At 61.9% G+C, this 17,035-nt stretch carries 12 protein-coding genes and 1 riboswitch; of the genes, 8 read left to right on the forward strand and 4 right to left on the reverse strand.

What is annotated here, in order from left to right; translation table 11 throughout:
• Positions 1-51 precede the first annotated feature (51 nt).
• Positions 52-792 (reverse strand): ATP-binding cassette domain-containing protein, encoded by a 741-nt coding sequence (locus tag L0U80_RS22230; RefSeq protein WP_233870154.1) that lies wholly within the window; start codon positions 790-792, stop codon positions 52-54.
• Positions 793-1,570: 778 nt separating this feature from the next.
• Between L0U80_RS22230 and L0U80_RS22240 the strand changes: the two genes are divergently transcribed.
• The 4 genes from L0U80_RS22240 to L0U80_RS22255 are packed head-to-tail and all read left to right on the forward strand — an operon-like array spanning position 1,571 to position 8,762.
• Entirely contained in the window at positions 1,571-5,248 is a 3,678-nt protein-coding gene (locus L0U80_RS22240) for a YadA-like family protein (protein WP_267954860.1), read from the forward strand.
• The gene (locus tag L0U80_RS22245) at positions 5,245-6,399 is read left to right on the forward strand and encodes a DUF2827 domain-containing protein (RefSeq protein WP_233870157.1); all 1,155 of its coding nucleotides are present in this window, start codon (positions 5,245-5,247) and stop codon (positions 6,397-6,399) included. Before L0U80_RS22240 ends, L0U80_RS22245 begins: the two co-directional genes overlap by 4 nt.
• A 15-nt stretch (positions 6,400-6,414) precedes the next feature.
• Entirely contained in the window at positions 6,415-7,569 is a 1,155-nt protein-coding gene (locus L0U80_RS22250; protein WP_233870160.1) for a DUF2827 domain-containing protein, read from the forward strand.
• Between the two features lie 50 nt (positions 7,570-7,619).
• Positions 7,620-8,762 (forward strand): DUF2827 domain-containing protein, encoded by a 1,143-nt coding sequence (locus L0U80_RS22255; RefSeq protein ID WP_233870163.1) that lies wholly within the window; start codon positions 7,620-7,622, stop codon positions 8,760-8,762.
• Between the two features lie 13 nt (positions 8,763-8,775).
• On the opposite strand, the gene L0U80_RS22260 is transcribed toward L0U80_RS22255, so the two are convergent.
• Together L0U80_RS22260 and L0U80_RS22265 are read right to left on the reverse strand one after the other, a co-directional pair.
• Entirely contained in the window at positions 8,776-9,573 is a 798-nt protein-coding gene (locus L0U80_RS22260) for a COG4705 family protein (protein ID WP_233870167.1), read from the reverse strand.
• Positions 9,574-9,795: 222 nt separating this feature from the next.
• On the reverse strand, positions 9,796-10,611 hold the full coding sequence (locus tag L0U80_RS22265; protein WP_233870170.1) for a class I SAM-dependent methyltransferase: 816 nt from the start codon (positions 10,609-10,611) through the stop codon (positions 9,796-9,798).
• 330 nt (positions 10,612-10,941) lie between these two features.
• Here L0U80_RS22265 and L0U80_RS22270 point away from each other — a divergent pair, with 330 nt between their 5' ends.
• From L0U80_RS22270 to L0U80_RS22285, 4 genes are all read left to right on the forward strand, one after another.
• Positions 10,942-11,319, forward strand: a complete 378-nt coding sequence (locus tag L0U80_RS22270; RefSeq protein ID WP_233870173.1) for a DUF2306 domain-containing protein — start codon at positions 10,942-10,944, stop codon at positions 11,317-11,319.
• A gap of 14 nt (positions 11,320-11,333) precedes the next feature.
• Entirely contained in the window at positions 11,334-12,449 is a 1,116-nt protein-coding gene (locus L0U80_RS22275) for a sensor histidine kinase (RefSeq protein ID WP_233870176.1), read from the forward strand.
• Complete coding sequence (locus L0U80_RS22280) at positions 12,446-13,345, forward strand: LytR/AlgR family response regulator transcription factor (protein WP_233870179.1); 900 nt, start codon at positions 12,446-12,448, stop codon at positions 13,343-13,345. The genes L0U80_RS22275 and L0U80_RS22280 overlap by 4 nt, the downstream gene beginning before the upstream one ends.
• 107 nt (positions 13,346-13,452) lie before the next feature.
• A riboswitch (cobalamin riboswitch) is annotated at positions 13,453-13,649 on the forward strand.
• Between the two features lie 400 nt (positions 13,650-14,049).
• On the forward strand, positions 14,050-15,996 hold the full coding sequence (locus L0U80_RS22285) for a TonB-dependent receptor domain-containing protein (protein WP_233870183.1): 1,947 nt from the start codon (positions 14,050-14,052) through the stop codon (positions 15,994-15,996).
• Between the two features lie 35 nt (positions 15,997-16,031).
• On the opposite strand, the gene L0U80_RS22290 is transcribed toward L0U80_RS22285, so the two are convergent.
• Positions 16,032-16,937: an ornithine cyclodeaminase family protein gene (locus L0U80_RS22290; protein WP_233870186.1), complete on the reverse strand. Its 906-nt coding sequence runs from the start codon at positions 16,935-16,937 to the stop codon at positions 16,032-16,034.
• Between the last annotated feature and the right edge of the window lie 98 nt (positions 16,938-17,035).

Genomic DNA, 17,035 nt, shown 5'->3' on the forward strand with positions numbered 1-17,035 from the left:
TGGGCCTTTGGGGCGCGTCGTTCAATTTCGTGGCTCCCGGACGAAGCAGATTCAGGCGGCGGCGATGGCCCCGGTGATGAGGCCGGTCACCTCTTCCGGAGAGGACGATTCAGTCTTCTTGTCCGCGACCTTGCGCCCGCGCCGCATGACGACCACACGGTGAGCGACGGCAAAAACGTCAGGCATGCGGTGGCTGATGAGAATGACCGCGATGCCGTGTTCGGACAGGCGTTTGATGAGTTCGAGCACCTCCGCTACCTGCCGGACGCTGATTGCAGCGGTCGGCTCATCCATGAGAACGAGCCGCGCGTCGGACAGGCGCGTGCGGGCAATCGCCACGGCCTGCCGCTGGCCGCCCGACATTTGTCGGACGAGATCGCGCGGCCGTGTTTCGGATTTCAGTTGTTTGAATAGCTCGCCGGCGCGCCGATACATCGTCGCGTGATCGAGAATGCGGAACGGTCCGAAACCGAACCTCAGTTCACGACCGAGGAATACATTGGCAGCCGCCGTCAGGTTGTCGCAAAGCGCGAGGTCCTGATAGACCACCTCGATCCCGCGGGCGCGCGCATCGATCGGCCTCGTGAAATGCACTGGCTTGCCGTCGATGAATATCTCGCCGTGCGTCGGAGGAAAGTTACCCGCAATGACTTTCACCAGCGTCGATTTCCCGGCGCCGTTGTCCCCCATTAGCCCGAGCACCTCGCCTGGCTCGAGACTCAGCGTCACGTCAGTCAGGGCGTGAATAGCGCCGAAGTGTCTGGAAACACCTTTGAGTTCAAGAAGACTCATGGACTGTCCGCTCGCCCCAGTGGGAGCGCCGTTTTTGTGGCCGGACGACTGGACGACATAGAGACCTGGTAGCTAATTTTTTAGTGCACGATGGGGCTTTTAGCAAGGCGCTTTACGCGCGCATTCCGGTGGTAGCGGAAATCAAACGAAGAACAACGATACTTGTTTTAAAAGTCACCGACGATACGGCATAGACTGGCTGATTCGAATAAAACTCAATGCAGTGTCTGCCGACGTTCTCGGGAGAATCGATAACCGCTACACGAATATCCGGCAGACCCTATTCGACCACCTGGAGCAGGCCTGCCGGGGCAGCGTCGATCATCATGCGGTCCGTTTCGATTGTCCTAACAGGCGCGACGTCGAGCGTTCGCTTCTTTGTCTGCGCACCAACGCGGGCGGTCCGACCCCTTCAGCACTTCCATCACTTTTTGGCTATTGTTAGTAGGCGACACCGTTGTATGCCTTCCGTTAGCCGGTCCGTTGACTACATCTGGAGCGCCAGGGAGCCGCTCCGTCATGTGCCCGGACGCCGAACATTTGCAGGAGTTAAAGCCTGGCACTGCCGGTAGTGGTCAGCCAGCCTCTGACTTCCCTTGCGACCTGCCGATTCCGAACCAGGCCCAAGTCACCACGACTCTGGCGCCTGTCCGTATTGAATTGTTTGCCGACGTCTTCGGCTGTGGTGAGATTGTGATTAGCTTTTCTTGATTGTTAGGTATCCCGATTTTCGTATTGGTCATTTTCGTTGTTCCGTTGCAGTGGGAGTGCCGTGACTATGAACAGGATCTTCAGGACAATCTGGTGCGAAGCCACTCGCAGTTGGGTCGCGGTATCAGAACTTGCTTCGGTAAAAACACGTGGTGCATCGACTCACGAAGGCATCGTGGCGCTGGAATCGATGTGGTCCGCGCCGCGCAGTAGCGTGGTGGCGATTGCGGCTGTATTTGGATTGATGGCGTTTCCCGAATCGCCGGCATTTGCGCAGGCGAACTCCGTCTTTTGCGCGAATTTTTTCTCGACTGGGTTGTTTGGCGGCGTAAGTAACACCGGCTATGGGGCCAGTGGAAGTGGATCATCAACCTGCAGCGGCGGCGTTAATTCCTGGGTTGGAGGTGTCACCGTCGGCAGCAGCTTTGACTGGGTTGGCATGTCCGCTGACGATACCCAGATTGTCGTGAACGGCTCAACGGGGAACATCTTCTTTCGCGTCAGTGGAGATAGCGGAAACGTGCTGACCATGTCGAACACGAGCGGCGGTGTATTGCTCTCGGGCGTAGCGCCAGGCGTTGCCGGCACCGACGCAGTCGATGTCAATCAGCTCAACTCGTTATCGACGTCCGTGTCGTCGACTTTGAGCACGACGAATAGTACTGTCACGTCGCTCTCTACGTCGACCTCGACTGGCATCGGATCGCTGTCCACTGGACTGAGCACGACTAACAGCAACGTCACATCACTGTCGACCTCCGCGTCGACCGGGATCTCGTCGGCCAATAGCTCGATTACATCCCTGTCGACATCGACTTCGACTGGCATCGGTTCACTGTCCACAGGACTGAGCAGCACGAACAGCAACGTTACCTCGTTGTCGACTGGTCTGTCGTCGACTAACAGCACGGTTGCCTCGCTCTCTACGTCGACTTCGACCGGCATCGGTTCGTTGTCGACCGGGCTGAGCACCACCAACAGCAATGTCACGTCGCTGTCTACCGCTCAGTCGTCAACCGACAGCACAGTAGCCTCGCTTTCCACATCGACATCGACTGGCATCGGCTCACTATCTACCGGACTGAGTACCACCAACAGCAATGTCACATCACTGTCGACCTCCGCGTCAACTGGGATCTCGTCGACCAATAGCTCGATTACATCCCTGTCGACAGCGACTTCGACTGGCATCGGTTCACTTTCCACGGGGTTGAGCAGCACCAACAGTAATGTCACGTCGCTGTCTACCGCTCAGTCGTCAACGGACAGCACGGTGGCATCGCTCTCTACGTCGACTTCGACCGGCATCGGTTCATTGTCGACCGGCTTGAGCACGACCAACAGCAATGTCACGTCGCTGTCCACCGCTCAGTCGTCAACGGACAGCACGGTGGCATCGCTCTCCACGTCGACGTCCACCGGTATCGGCTCGCTATCTACGGGGCTGAGCTCCACCAACAGCAACGTCACATCACTGTCGACCGGGCTGTCGTCAACGGATAGCACGGTTGCCTCGCTGTCGACGTCGACTTCGACTGGCATCGGCTCGTTGTCGACGGGGTTAAGCTCGACCAACAGCACTGTCACTTCACTTTCAACATCGACTTCGACGAGCGTCGGTTCGCTGTCGACCGGCTTGAGCACGACCAACAGCAACGTCGCTTCACTTTCAACATCGACCTCGACCAGCGTCGGATCGCTGTCGACCGGCTTGAGCACGACCAACAGCAACGTCACGTCCCTTTCAACATCGACCTCGACCAGCGTCGGCTCGCTGTCGACCGGCTTGAGCACGACCAACAGCAACGTCGCTTCACTCTCGACATCGACCTCGACCAGCGTCGGCTCGCTGTCGACCGGCTTGAGCACGGCCAACAGTAACGTCGCTTCACTTTCAACATCGACCTCGACCAGCGTCGGATCACTATCAACCGGCTTGAGCACGGCCAACAGCAACGTCGCTTCACTCTCGACATCGACCTCGACCAGCGTCGGATCACTGTCGACAGGATTAAGTACAACCGCCAGCACGGTCACATCACTCTCGAGCTCAACCTCCACCGGCATCAACTCGCTGTCCACCGGCCTGAGCACAACCAACAGCAACGTCACCTCGCTATCGACCGGCCTATCGTCGACTAACAGCACGATTACTTCGCTATCCACATCAACGTCCGCCAGCATCGGCTCGCTGTCAACCGGTCTGAGCACCACCAACACCAACGTCACTTCGCTCTCGACCGGCCTGAGCACCACCAACAGCAACGTCGCCTCACTCTCCACGTCAACGTCGACCGCAATCGCCGCCGCCAGACCGGCCTACTTCGGCATCAACTTCACGGGCACGCAGCAGAACAACTTCAACGGCGACGGCGCAACCGGCGCGAACGCGATGGCCATCGGCGTCAACGCATCGGCATCCGGCAGCAGCAGCGTGGCGCTCGGCACCAGCGCCAGCGCAGGCGCCGGCGGCGCCGTCGCAATCGGTCAGCAAGCGACGGCAACGGGCGGCCAGGCCGTCTCCGTTGGCGTCGGCAATACCGCAAGCGGCAACGGCGCAGTGGCGATCGGCGATCCGGACGTCGCCACCGGCACAGGGGCAGTCGCGCTCGGCGGCACCAACACGGCAACGGGTCAAGGCGCAGTGGCGATCGGCAACGCCAACAGCGCAACAGGCACGGGTTCGGTCGCACTGGGCAACGCGTCGAATGCAGCGGGCGCTGGCTCGCTCGCGCTCGGCTCGAACGCCGTCGCGAACAACGCCAACGACGTCGCGCTCGGCTCGGGCTCCGTAACCGCGGCGCCGAATCCGACGACGAGTGCGACGATCGGCGGGATCGTCTACCCGTTCGCGGGGACCTCGCCGACGAGCGTCGTGAGCGTCGGCGCGCCCGGCGCGGAACGCCAGGTCACGAACGTCGCCGCCGGTCGGCTCTCATCGACCAGCACCGATGCAGTCAACGGCAGCCAGTTGAACGCGACGAACCAGGCCGTGAACAGCCTGTCCGCAGCGACGTCGACCGGCATCGGCTCGCTGTCGACCGGGCTCAGTTCGCTGTCCACCGGCCTTGCCAGCACCAACAACAATGTGGCGTCGCTGTCCACCGGACTCAGCACGACCAACAGCACGATTGCCGCCCTATCGACCGGCGAAACCAGCATTGCGGCCACGGTGAACCAGCTGTCGACGACCATCAACAGCAATCCGGCTATTTCCGGCAACAAGAGCGGTATCGCCGCCGACATGAGCGGAACCAGTGCCGCGCCTCCAACGGTCTCACCCAGTTCGAACTCCGTTGCAGTCGGCGCAAACTCGAATGACGGCGGGCGTTCCAACGTCGTTTCGGTCGGCAGCGACACGCAGCAGCGCCAGATCGTCAACGTGGCGGCCGGCACGCAAGGCACCGATGCGGTCAACGTCAACCAGCTCAACATCCTGGCGTCATCGGTTTCGCAATCGATGCAGAATCAGCAACTGCAGATCAACTCGCTGGATAGTGCGCTGCAACAAACCGACCAGATGGCCCGCCAGGGGATCGCCGCCGCCACTGCCTTGACGATGGTTCCGCAGGTCGAACCGGGCAAGATAATCAATGTTGGTGTCGGCGTGGCCCGGTTCGCCGGTGAGTCCGGAATGGCATTGGCCGCGAGCGCGCATGTGACGACCAACGGCATTATCAAACTCGGTATCGGCGTCGCCGGAAGCAACAAGACCTACGGCGCGGGATATGGATATAGCTGGTGACCGACGACAACCACACCGTACCTCTCTCTTCTCGAAGCGCCCGCCGGCACCGTCCGGCGGTCGGCATCTCGCTGTTCGCGAGAGATGGCCAGGCGATCTGGGAAAACGGCATTCACCAGAACATCGCGTTCCTCGCGATGATGCTCAAGCGCTCCGATCAGATCGGTCCGGTCTGGTTCCTGAACGGCGGCGACGCGCGCACTTTGCCCGCTGGTCTCGATCTCGACGGCCTCGACGTGCCGCTCGTTCAACCGAACGACGTCACGCACGAAATCGACATCGCGATCGAAATGGGTGCGCAGTTGCCGCTCGAATGGCTCAGGCACGTCAAGGCATTAGATACGAAGCTCATCGCGTGCTTCGTCGGCCACATCTATAGCAGCCTGGCCGAGACGCCGATATTCGGCAAGCCGTCCGGGCACATCTTCAATGGCGCGCCGTTCGACGAGGTCTGGGTGCTGCCGAAGGCAGCGAAGACCGACGTGCCTCTGCTGCGCACGCTGATACGCGCGCCGGTCTACACGATGCCGCACATCTGGTCGCCGTATTTTCTCGAGCGGCGCATCGCCGCGCTCGCACGCGAGGGCGGGGCGTTCGGCTACCGGCCGGGCCGCAAAGCATGGCGGCTCGCGACGCTCGAGCCGAATATTTCGGTGGTTAAGACGTGCCATTATCCGATGCTCGCGTGCGACGAGTTTTACCGCGCGCAACCGGAAGCGGTTGAGCATCTGTTCGTTGTGAACGCGATGCACCTGAAGGAACATCCAACCTTCCTGCATTTCGCAAACAGTCTCGATCTCGTGCGCGAGCATAAGGCGACGTTCGACCCACGCATCGACCTGCCAGGTTTGATGGCACGCCATGCCGACGCCATCGTGTCTCACCACTGGGAAAATCCGCAGAACTATCTCTACTACGATGTTTTATACGGCGGCTATCCGCTAATCCACAATTCCACGCTGCTCGCCGACGCCGGCTACTACTACCCCGACTTCGATTCAGCCGCAGGTGGCCGTGCGCTTGCGCACGCATGGCGCCATCACGACGCGCAACTCGACGATTACCGCGCAAAGGCCAACGCCCTGCTGAAATCGGTTTCCATCGAACATCAGGCGAATCTCGACGCCTATGTGGTTCGCCTCATCGCCTGAACCCGGAGGACATGCATGCCCGACGCCAGTTCCCTCCGCGTGCCCAATGCAGACAAGCGTCTCGTCGTCGGCGTTTCGCTGTTCGTGCGCGGCGCCGGGCAATCGCTGTGGGAAAACGGGATCTTCCAGAACTGCCTGCTGCTGATTCTGCTGCTGCGCCAATCGCCGCTCGTGGCGCAAGCCGTCATGGTGAATGGCGGGGATCAGATCATCGATCCGCAGATGATGCTCGGCGACTGGAATGTGCCGCTGTGGTCGATGGATGAAGCGATGCAACGCTGCGACTTGCTGATCGAGATGAGCGCACAGCTCAACGCGGACTGGATCGCCGCATTTCGACAGCGCGGCGGCAAAGTGGCGACCCTTCGCGTGGGCAATGATTACGTCATCGACATCGAGCGCGCCATGTTCGACAAACCCTCGGGGTTCTTGTTCTCCGGCGCGCACTACGACGGTGTGTGGACGATTCCGGAATTCAGGCGCTCGTGTCTGCACTATTTCCAGACCGGGCTGCGCGCGCCGGTGACAATCGTTCCGCACATCTGGCATCCCATGCTGTTCGACAAGGCGCGCGCGGCGCGCGGCCCGGACCTCGAATACGGGTACAAACCCGGCAAACCACGCTGGCGCGTAGCGATGTTCGAGCCGAACATCTGCATGGTGAAGACGAGCATTATCCCGATGCTGGTCGTCGAGGAAGCGTATCGGGCGAAACCCGATTTCCTTGAAATCGTGCGCGTATGCAACACACTGCACGTCAAGGATCACACGACCTTCCTGCATTTCGCAAAACGTCTCGACATCGTCGAGCATGGCATCGCGACATTCGAGGGCCGCCACGCGGTGTACGAGTTAATGGCTGCCTACGGTGACGCCGTCGTATCGCACACGTGGGAAAACGCGCAGAACTATCTATATTATGAATTGCTGCACGGCGACTATCCGCTGATCCACAACTCGCCGTTCATGGGTGACGCAGGATATTACTATCCGGACTTCGATTGTCAGGCGGGCGGACGTGCACTGCTAAAAGCCTTTGCCGAACACGATGCGAATCTCGACGCGTACCGCGAACGGTCGCGGCGTGTGCTCGATTCGGTCAGCATCGACAACCCGGACAACGTCACGGCGTACTCGGACGCCATCGCAGCGCTCTACGTTGACGCGTAATCTGCAGTTAACACGAGGCGACACTCGAAATTCTCACGACCCTGCCCCCGATGACGTCCCCTGTCGAATTGAACGGCCTTCGCATCGGCATCACAATCGGCCTTCGCACTCCCGACGAAAGCCTCTGGATCAACGGCATCAAGCAGAACGCGCTGTTTCTTGCGAAGCTGCTGATGGCGTCGTCGCACGGCTATCGCGTGACGCTTGTGAACACGACGGACGTGCCGCTGACCGATGCGCTGCCGTGGAATCGCGTCGTGTACGCCACCCGCTCGTTTAGCGAGGTAAAAGACGCACTGGACGTGTTGATCGAACTGGGCGGGCAAATCGACGCCGAACAGACCGCGTATTTAAAGGCGCGTGGCGCGAAAATCGTCAGCTATTGCTGCGGTGTCGAGTACATCAACGCGATTGAATCCATTCTGTTTGGCCGGCGCTTGTGGGATTCGCTGTTCATCAATCGCGGTTATGACGAGATCTGGGCTATTCCGCAGATCGCGCCGTCGTCGCTGCCTTTCCTGCAATCTTTGCGACGCTGCCCAGGACGTGTCGTGCCGTTCGTCTGGGATCCGATGTGCCTGACCGAACGCACACAAGCGCTGCGCAATCACGGCGAATACCGGCCGAGCGGCGTGCGCGCGAAACGCCTGACCGTGATGGAACCCAATCACGACGTCGTGAAATCCTGCATCTACCCCATGCTGATCATCGACGAAGCGTTTCGAAGCGAGCCAGACGCGATCGGGTTCACGCACGTGACGAACGCGGAAACGCTCGCTAACACAAGCCCCGAGTTCGTCATGTTGATGAACTACCTGGATGTCGTGCGCGCTGGTAAGGCGAGCTTCGTCGGACGCTTCGAAACGCCGGTTTTCCTCGCCGAGCTGACTGACGTCGTCATATCGCATCAGTGGGAAAATCCGCTGAGCTACTTTTATTTCGAGGTGTGCTGGCAGGGCTATCCGCTCGTACACAACGCACGACTGGCGCCGGAACTGGGGTATTACTACCAGGACAACGACGTGCAGCAAGGCGCCGACTTGCTGTTGTACGTGTTGCGCGAACATGACGGGAACTGGCAGGAATATGCGCGGCGTCAGCGCGAAATCCTGCGACGCTACACGCCCGGCAACCCGGCGCTGATTGCCGGGTACGACACATTGCTTGCGCGGCTGATCGGCGTAACGACCTGAATGAATGGCGGCACTAATCGCGCGGCAAGCCAGGTGCACGACGTGCAGCGCGTTGCGGAATCAGCAGGAGGCAACCCGCAATGAACGCAACCAGAATGCCCGACGCGTAAAACCGGCTGAACTCCAGGCCGCCTTGTGCAATGGGTTTGTCGAAAAAGTCGCCGAGGGTCGCACCAAGCGGGCGCGTCAGGACGAACGCAGCCCAGAAGAGCGCCGTGCGCGAAACCCGAGGCCAAAGCCACAGCAGACCGATAATGACCAGCCCGGCGCCAAAAATCGCCGCGCTCGCTTCATAGCCGAGACCGAGACCGCCCCGATCTTCGCCGGCTACCCAGTCGCCGAGTGCCGTGCCGAGTGTCTGCGAAAACAGGATCGTGACCCAGTAAAACCACTCGACGCGCGGACTCACGACACTTTCGACCGAAACGGTACCTTCCACGCGATACCAGATCGCGAGACTGGCGGCCAGCAGCGCGAAAATGATAGTGACACCACCCGGATAGCCGAGGCCAAGCGAGCGGTCGCAGAAGTCAGCAAGCGTCGTGCCGAGCGTCGTCGTGGCGACGATGGTGGCCCAGTAAAGCGTCGAATGGAACTTGCGCGCACGGATTTGCGCCGAAACCAGCACGAGAAACGCCGCAAGAAAAATAAGGGAACCAATCAAATAGCCGAGATTCAGCGACATGCTCACCCAGTCGCCGCCCGTTTCACCGAGCGTGGTGCTGGCGATTTTGATGATCCAGAAGCCGAGCGTCACCGCGGGTACTTTCGTGACAGCGTGCTCGACCAGATCTCGGGATCTGGAATGCATTGGGAAACTCCTTGTGTCGTAGACCGACGAGACAAATGAGTTTCCGAATATAAACGCTCGAGTGTTAACAGACGCTTAACTCCCCCTTCGGATTCCGTAGCGCATTGCGTACAGTATTAGCGGGTCTGGCACGCAAAAAACGGGCGCGATTGCCAGACCTGACATCATCAAATGGGTGGGCGCCCATCCTGCCGAAGAAGCCCGATTCTTCGAGTCGTCGCATCAGTTGCGCGTAACAGTGACTCGCAGGAATGTAGCCGGTATCGACGTGAAATCGCGGTTATCACTCCGGTTCCCAGCCTCGAACACTTCGCCCAACTCACGCTGAAGATCGTCGGCCCGTCCGTTCGCTTGCGCCGCCGCGAAGGCGTTCATGGTTGGCCCATAAAAATCACGGAAGACGTCGAGCAGCTGTGTCGGAGGAGCGGGGAAATTGAAAAGCCACGTCTCCCGGGTGCAATTGACGTTGTCCGGCACGATCCCCGCAGCACCGAACCGTTCCCTGACAATCGCCTCATTGCCCCACGTCATCGGGCTGATGAATCCTTCCGGTGGCGGCGGTGAATAGGCACTGCTGATCTTGAGAACCTGTGCGACAAACGTCGGATCGTTCGGAATCCAGTTCCCCATGACGATCCGCCCGCCGGGCCGGGTCACGCGCACCATCTCCCGCGCGACATCGGCGGGATTCGGCGCAAACATGGCGCCGAAGATACTTACGACGAGGTCGAACGATTCGTCCTGCAGGTCGTGCAGATTGGATGCGTCGCCTTCCTGAAAGCGGCAATTGGTGAGGTTCGCCTCCTGCGCGCGGCGGTTACCCGCGGCGACAAGATTGCTCGCGATATCGACGCCCAGCACGTCGGCGCCAAGTCTCGCCATGGGCAGAGCCGTCGTGCCGTCGCCGCATCCGAGATCGAGAATCTTGTTCCCACTTCCAATTCCGAGGCTATTCGCGAGCGCTTCGCCACTCTCGCGCATGCTCGCAGCAACACGTGTGAAATCGCCCTTTTCCCACAGCGCTTTGTTCTGGTTCATGTCTCCTCCTTGCCGGGTTGAAACGACAAGTGGCATCGTAGGCGCGGCGATTCCCCTCAAATGTGGGCGAACGCACAGAGCCAGGTGAATGCGTTGCCCCCGCGTTTAAAGCGCCGTCCGACGCGCCCGGGCGAGGCACGAACGCGGTTTCCCGCGCTCGCGACTGCGTCTGGCGCGCGCGGGTTGAAACCATTCCCGCATCCCTTCACGCCATCAAAGTCGTCATTCGCGACGAAAACCAGCCGCTTCGTCGCAAGCACCTCGAAAACAGCCCGGACACCACACAGACTGCAGTCGTCGAGTTCGCTCGCCCTCTTCTGGAGCGCCACCATGCCTGCTGCCGTCGCTATCCATCTCGCCACTGCAACGCTTTCTGTCATACTCGGAACCGCCGTGTCCCTCGCCGGAAAAGGAAGCCCGAACCACCGGTGGCTCGGGCGCCTGTGGGTCCTGGCCATGATCGTCACCGTGCTAAGTTCGTTCGATATTCGCGAACTGAATCAGGGGCATTTTTCCTGGATACACGGGCTCTCGTTGCTGACGCTGGCAAGCCTTGCACGCGCCATCTGGGCAATCCGGCACGGCAACGTACGCGGCCACCGGTTCGCCATGCGCGGGACGTTCGCCGGGCTCGTGATCGCCGGCATCGCCGCCGTCGCGACGCCGGACCGGCTACTCAACTTCATCGTGACCCGCTGGATCGCATGATGCCTGGCACAAGCATGAAATTCACCGACGTTGTCGCCTGTTCCGCAGTCTCGGCGAGACAACTGCTGGCCCGATACGCGCGCGAGGCGGTCATCGTCGTCATCGGCAACGCGTTGATTGCGGTCGGACTGACTGCGGTCGGTATCGGTAAGAGCCTCGGCGAAAACCTCGTTTTCAGCCAGGCCATCGGCCTGTCGATCACGCTGCTGTTCGACGTCGGACGCTTTCTCCTGGAGCGGAGAAACGCGCTCACTGCCCCCCGGCTCGGGGTGGTGATGGTGATCGCGCTGGTGGTCGGCGCCTTGATCGGGCGCGCTATCGCGAGCCTGCTGCTCGGCCTCGACGTCAGCAAGACGTTCGCCCCGCGTGATCTGGCCACGACGGGCTGGGTGGCGCTCATCGCCACGCTGCTGGCGACCTGGTACGGCTGGTCGCGTGCGCGGATCGCAGTCCTGAGCGAGCAGGTCGCGCGCGCCGCGTGGCAGAGAGAAGCCACCGAACGAACGGCAATCAGTGCCCGTTTGCAGGCGTTGCAGGCGCAGATCGAGCCGCACTTTCTGTTCAATACACTAGCGACGCTCGACAGCCTGATCGTGTCCGATCCGCCACGCGCACGCGAACTGCTTGGGCGCCTCAACCGCTTCCTTCGCGCCACGCTCGAAGCATCGCGAACCGGGAGCGAAACGCTCGCAGTCCAGTTTGCGGTGCTCGACGCGATGCTTGCCGTGCACCGGATGCGCCTCGGTGAACGGCTCGCCTATTCACTGGATCTCCCGGGCGATTGCGCGGACCTCGCGGTGCCGCCGATGCTGCTGCAACCGCTCGTCGAAAATGCGCTCAAGCATGGCATCCAGGGCACGGTCGTGGGCGGCCGCATCGACGTGAGCGCGAAACGTGACGGCCCGGACGTCGAACTGACGGTCACCGACAACGGCCCCGGCTTCGGCGCAACGCCGGACACGCAGGGCACCGGCATCGGGCTCGCGAATGTGCGTGAGCGGCTCGCGGTGCTCTACGGCGATCGCGGCACGCTAACGCTCGTCGAGCATGCGCCGCATGGCGTCGTCGCGAGAGTCCGTCTGCCGTTGGCCGAGGCGGACAGCATCAACACAGAGACAGCCGCCCGATGAAACTCCACCCGCCTGCCGACACGGCACCGAACCAGGACGACCGGCACAACCGGCACGCTAGCGCCGGAGGCACGCGCGTCCGCACCGCCGTGATCGCTGAAGACGAGCCGCTGATCGCCGCCGCGCTCAAGCGGGAACTGGCGGCCGCCTGGCCCGCGCTGAACATCGCGGCGACGGTCGGAAACGGTCACGACGCCATCGAACGCATCGCGGCACTGCATCCGGACGTCGCGTTCCTCGATATCTCGATGCCGGGTGCGACAGGACTCGACGTTGCGCGCGCATGCGCTGCGCTCGCCGCGCCGCCGCAGATCGTGTTCGTGACCGCTTACAACGAATATGCGCTGGACGCGTTCGACGCGGCCGCCATCGACTATCTCCTGAAGCCCGTCGATTCCGCCCGGCTCGCGCGCACGATCGAGCGATTGCGTGCGCGTCTCGACGAGCCTCGCGCGGCAGGCACGCCTGACACGCAGTTGCACGCGGATCTGCAACGCGTACTCGGCCAACTCGATACGATCACGCGCACCGTCGCGCGGGAAAACCGCACACTAAGCGATGAGCGCAACGCGCCGCTGCGTTATCTGCGCGCGTCGAGCGGCAGCGAAGTCCGCATGGTGCCGGTCGACGAAGTGCTGTTCTTCGAGGCCGCCGATAAATACGTCGTCGTTACAACGCGTACCGGCGAACTGCTGATCCGCACGAGCCTGAAGGAATTGTGCGCGCAACTGGATCCCGCGCGATTCTGGCAGGTTCATCGAAGTACGGTCGTGAATGTCGACCAGGTGGACAGCGCTTCGACCAATGCGCTCGGCAAAATGACGCTGAAACTGCGCGGCCACGCGGTTCTGCTTGCGGTCAGCAAGCAATACGCGCACCTGTTCCGCCAAATGTGAATCCGCCAGGGCCCGCGCGTGCGGGACGCGCGCACCCGGACCGTTGCACCGCCGTCAAAGTTACAACAGCGTTCGCCAGAAAAAGTTGACGGCGGCAAACCGGATTCGGTACCCTCCGCGCTGATGGTTCCCGTCACAGGGATCAAATGGGAACGCAGTAGAGGCGTACGCGCTTCGAGTCTGCGGCTGTGCCCGCAACTGTAAGCGGCGAGTCCGTGCCAATCATGACCACTGGGTGACCGGGAAGGTCGGCATCGGACGGCGACCCGCAAGCCAGGAGACCTGCCATCGACCGAGGTCCAAGCAGCCGCACCGGGCGGGGTTTCCCGATGCGCAAGCACCGCCTTTGCGCGGTTGCGAGTTGCAAGGACAGCCCGACCTCAGGATCTGTCACATGTCCACCCATCTGGAAACCGCTTCCCGGAAGGAAGCGTTACGCCGCCGCGTCAGCGGCCGGCATTCACACAACGCGCGAAGCTCAGGAATCGCGCGCATCGTTCGAATCGCTCGCCGATCCGTTCTGTCTGCCTCATCTGCCGCGCCCGGCTGCGCCCCGCACTAGCCGCCCAGCCGCACAGGGCCGCGCTCCGCATGGCCGCCACGCCCCGATTCCGACTCGGGATGGTGCCGCCAGCGCGTGTGCTTCGTGGCCCTGCCAGCCGCCGCAATCGAGCCAGATCAATAACGCATTCGAAGAGCCACACATGAAGTTTCGCCGTTTCATCGTCACGTCCGCCATGACCGCCTGCGCTTGGCAAAGCGCCCAGGCCGCGGACACCGCTTCACTCGCCCAGCAGGACCCGCCCGGCGCCGACGCCCCGCCGCAGGACATCCTCGTCGTCGGCGACGCGCAGCATTTGCCGCAATCGTTCGACCAGCGCTACGCGACCACGCAGGTCCTCACGCGCACGGATCTCGACCGTCTTACTCCCGCAGACCCGAGCATCGCGCAGGCGCTGACGACGCTGCCCGGCGTCACCGTTTCGCAAAGCGGCGGGCCGGGTTCGCTCACATCGGTCAGCATTCGCGGCTCGGCGGGCAACCAGGTCGCCGTTTTCATCGACGGCATCCGCATCGGCTCGGTCACCACCGGCGAGGCCGAATGGGCGGATCTGCCGACGTCCGCGTTCGATCGCGTCGAGGTGATCTCCGGCCCGGCGGCGGCCTCGTTCGGCGCGGACGCTATCGGCGGAGTCGTGCAGCTCTTTACGCGCCACGCGTCGAACCTGCCGAACCAGACCACGGTGTCGTTCGGAGGGGGTTCCAACAAGACGTTCGACACGCAGTTCCGAACCTCCGGCACGATCCCGTCGACCGGATCGCTCGCCGCGCTGGGCGGGCTCACGTACTCGCTCGGCCTGCACGACTACAACACGGCAGGCATCGACGCGACGAAGCCCTGGAACTCCCTTCACGAGGACGGACGCAACCCGTATCACGCACAGAACGTCGATGCGCGGCTCGGTTATGCGCGCGAAAACTGGTCGATTTCCACCTTCGCGCTCTACCACCGCTCCGACCTGTCTTACGACGATGCGCCCTCCTTCGGTATGAGCTACCCCGACCGGCAACTGGATACCCAGCTGACGACCGGCGTTGCGTTCCATCTGGACATCACGCCGTTCACGCAGTTCGACCAGTCAGTCGGCTACGCGAACGACCGCCAGTTTCTGTATGCGAACGATCCGACGATTGCCACGGATCAGATCAATTCGACGCGCTTTTCCACATCGACGTCGATCACGCATCAGGAAACCGGCCACACGCTCTTCGGCGAGCGGCTGACCGGGGAAACGAAGCTCGCTTACGACTTCACACGCGAGCGGGCATACCTGCCAGTGGATATCCCCAACGGCGTCCCGGCGCGCAACGATTCCGCTGTATCGCTTCATCAGTCGACCACGCTGGGTTCGTGGACGCTTTTCCTCGCGGGCCGCCACGAGATCGTGCAGGGGCAATCGGTCAACACGGGCAATGTCGCGCTCGCGTGGGCGATTACGCCGGTCTACACGGCACGCGTCTCGTATGGCAACGCGTTCCGTCTGCCGACGTTCAACGATCTGTACTATCCGGGATTTTCGAATCCGGATCTTCAGCCCGAGCGCAGCGATTCCGTCGAAATGGCGCTCGATGCCACGACGTCGTTCGGCACGTTCACGGCGGCCGTCTACGATACGCGCGTTCACGATCTCATCGCGTTCGACGCGCTGGCTCTTCAGCCTGTGAATGTGGGGCAGGCTCACATCCAGGGCATCGATCTCTCGTACAAGGGCTCGCTTGGCAAATCGACGCCCGTGAGTCTCGCGATCGGCATTCTGAATCCGCAGGACGTCACCAACCAGACCTGGCTCCCACGGCGCCCGCGGCAGACGGTCAGCCTGAACGTCGATCACACGTGGGACGCGTTGCATCTGCACGCGCTCAGCACGGGCTTCTCGGTGCTGTATGGCGGATCGACCTGGGACAACCAGTTCAATACGCTCTATCTGCCGGCATATACGACGGTCAGTCTGCGTGCTGCGTACGCGGTCAATCCGCATCTCACGATATCCGCGTCGCTGTCGAACCTGTTCAACCGGGATTACATGACCGCCTACGGTTACAACACGCTGGGTCGGACCGCGTTCGGAAAGATCACGTACACCTTCTGATGAACTGCCCGACATTCCAGTCTATCTAGCGTCAATCAGGACCTGGACATCGCGTCATAGACGAGTTTCGCCGCCGCGATGTCCTCGACCCCAAGTCCAACCGACTTGAACACCGTGATCCCCTCGGCGGGTTTTTGCTTCACGCCGGCGAAAATCTCCCCGGCTTCTGCGTAAACGGACGCCCCTGAGTGGATCACGTCACCCGATTCCAGCAGCACCGCCTCACGCGAGTCGACGATCAGCGTGCCGGCTTTCATCGCCTCGTCGTCGAGTTCACGCCAGTTCGGGCGCGTAGCGCCCACCGCGTTCACATGCGCCCCGCGCTTGAGCCAGGCCCCTTTCAACACGGGCTGCTGCGCCGCCGTGGCAGTCACCACGACATCCGCTTCGCGGACCGCCGACTCGGCGTCCGGTGTCGCCCGCGCTCCGTGTTCCGCCGCAAAGCGCTGTGCATGCTCGGGCGTCGGGCTCCAGACTCGGATCTCTTCGAACTGGCGCACGTGTGAAAGCGCCTCCAGATGGGCCTTCGCCTGAACACCGCTGCCCAGTAGCGCAAGCACGCCGCCATCCGCAGGCGCAACGCATCGCGTCACCGCCGCACAGACCGCTGCCGTGCGCATTTCGGTAATGAGGCGGGCGTCCATGACGGCGAGTGGCTCGCCGGTGTCGGACCGCAACAGCACGATCACGCCCTGATGCGTGGGCACCGCGCTACCCGCGTTCGCGGGATAAAAGCTGACGAGCTTTGCCCCCATCGCATCGTCGTCGGCGACTGGCATCACGCCCAGATAGCGCCTGCCCTCCTCGATGGTCAACACATTACGCACGGGCTGCACCACGCGACCTGTGGAGAACCTCGCCAGCGCGGCTTCCATCGCGGGTATCAGTTCATCCCAATGAAGCACCGCCTGCACGCGCGACTCATCAAGGTAAGCGACCATCGGATCCTCCCAACACGCTACGGTATCGCGCGAGTCTCGCACCGGGCAGCGGTTTGCGCTAGCTGGGGAACGCCCGACGCGATCGGTGTTGTTAGCGG

It is taken from the genome of Paraburkholderia adhaesiva, from assembly GCF_021390575.1.
Classification (GTDB): domain Bacteria; phylum Pseudomonadota; class Gammaproteobacteria; order Burkholderiales; family Burkholderiaceae; genus Paraburkholderia; species Paraburkholderia adhaesiva.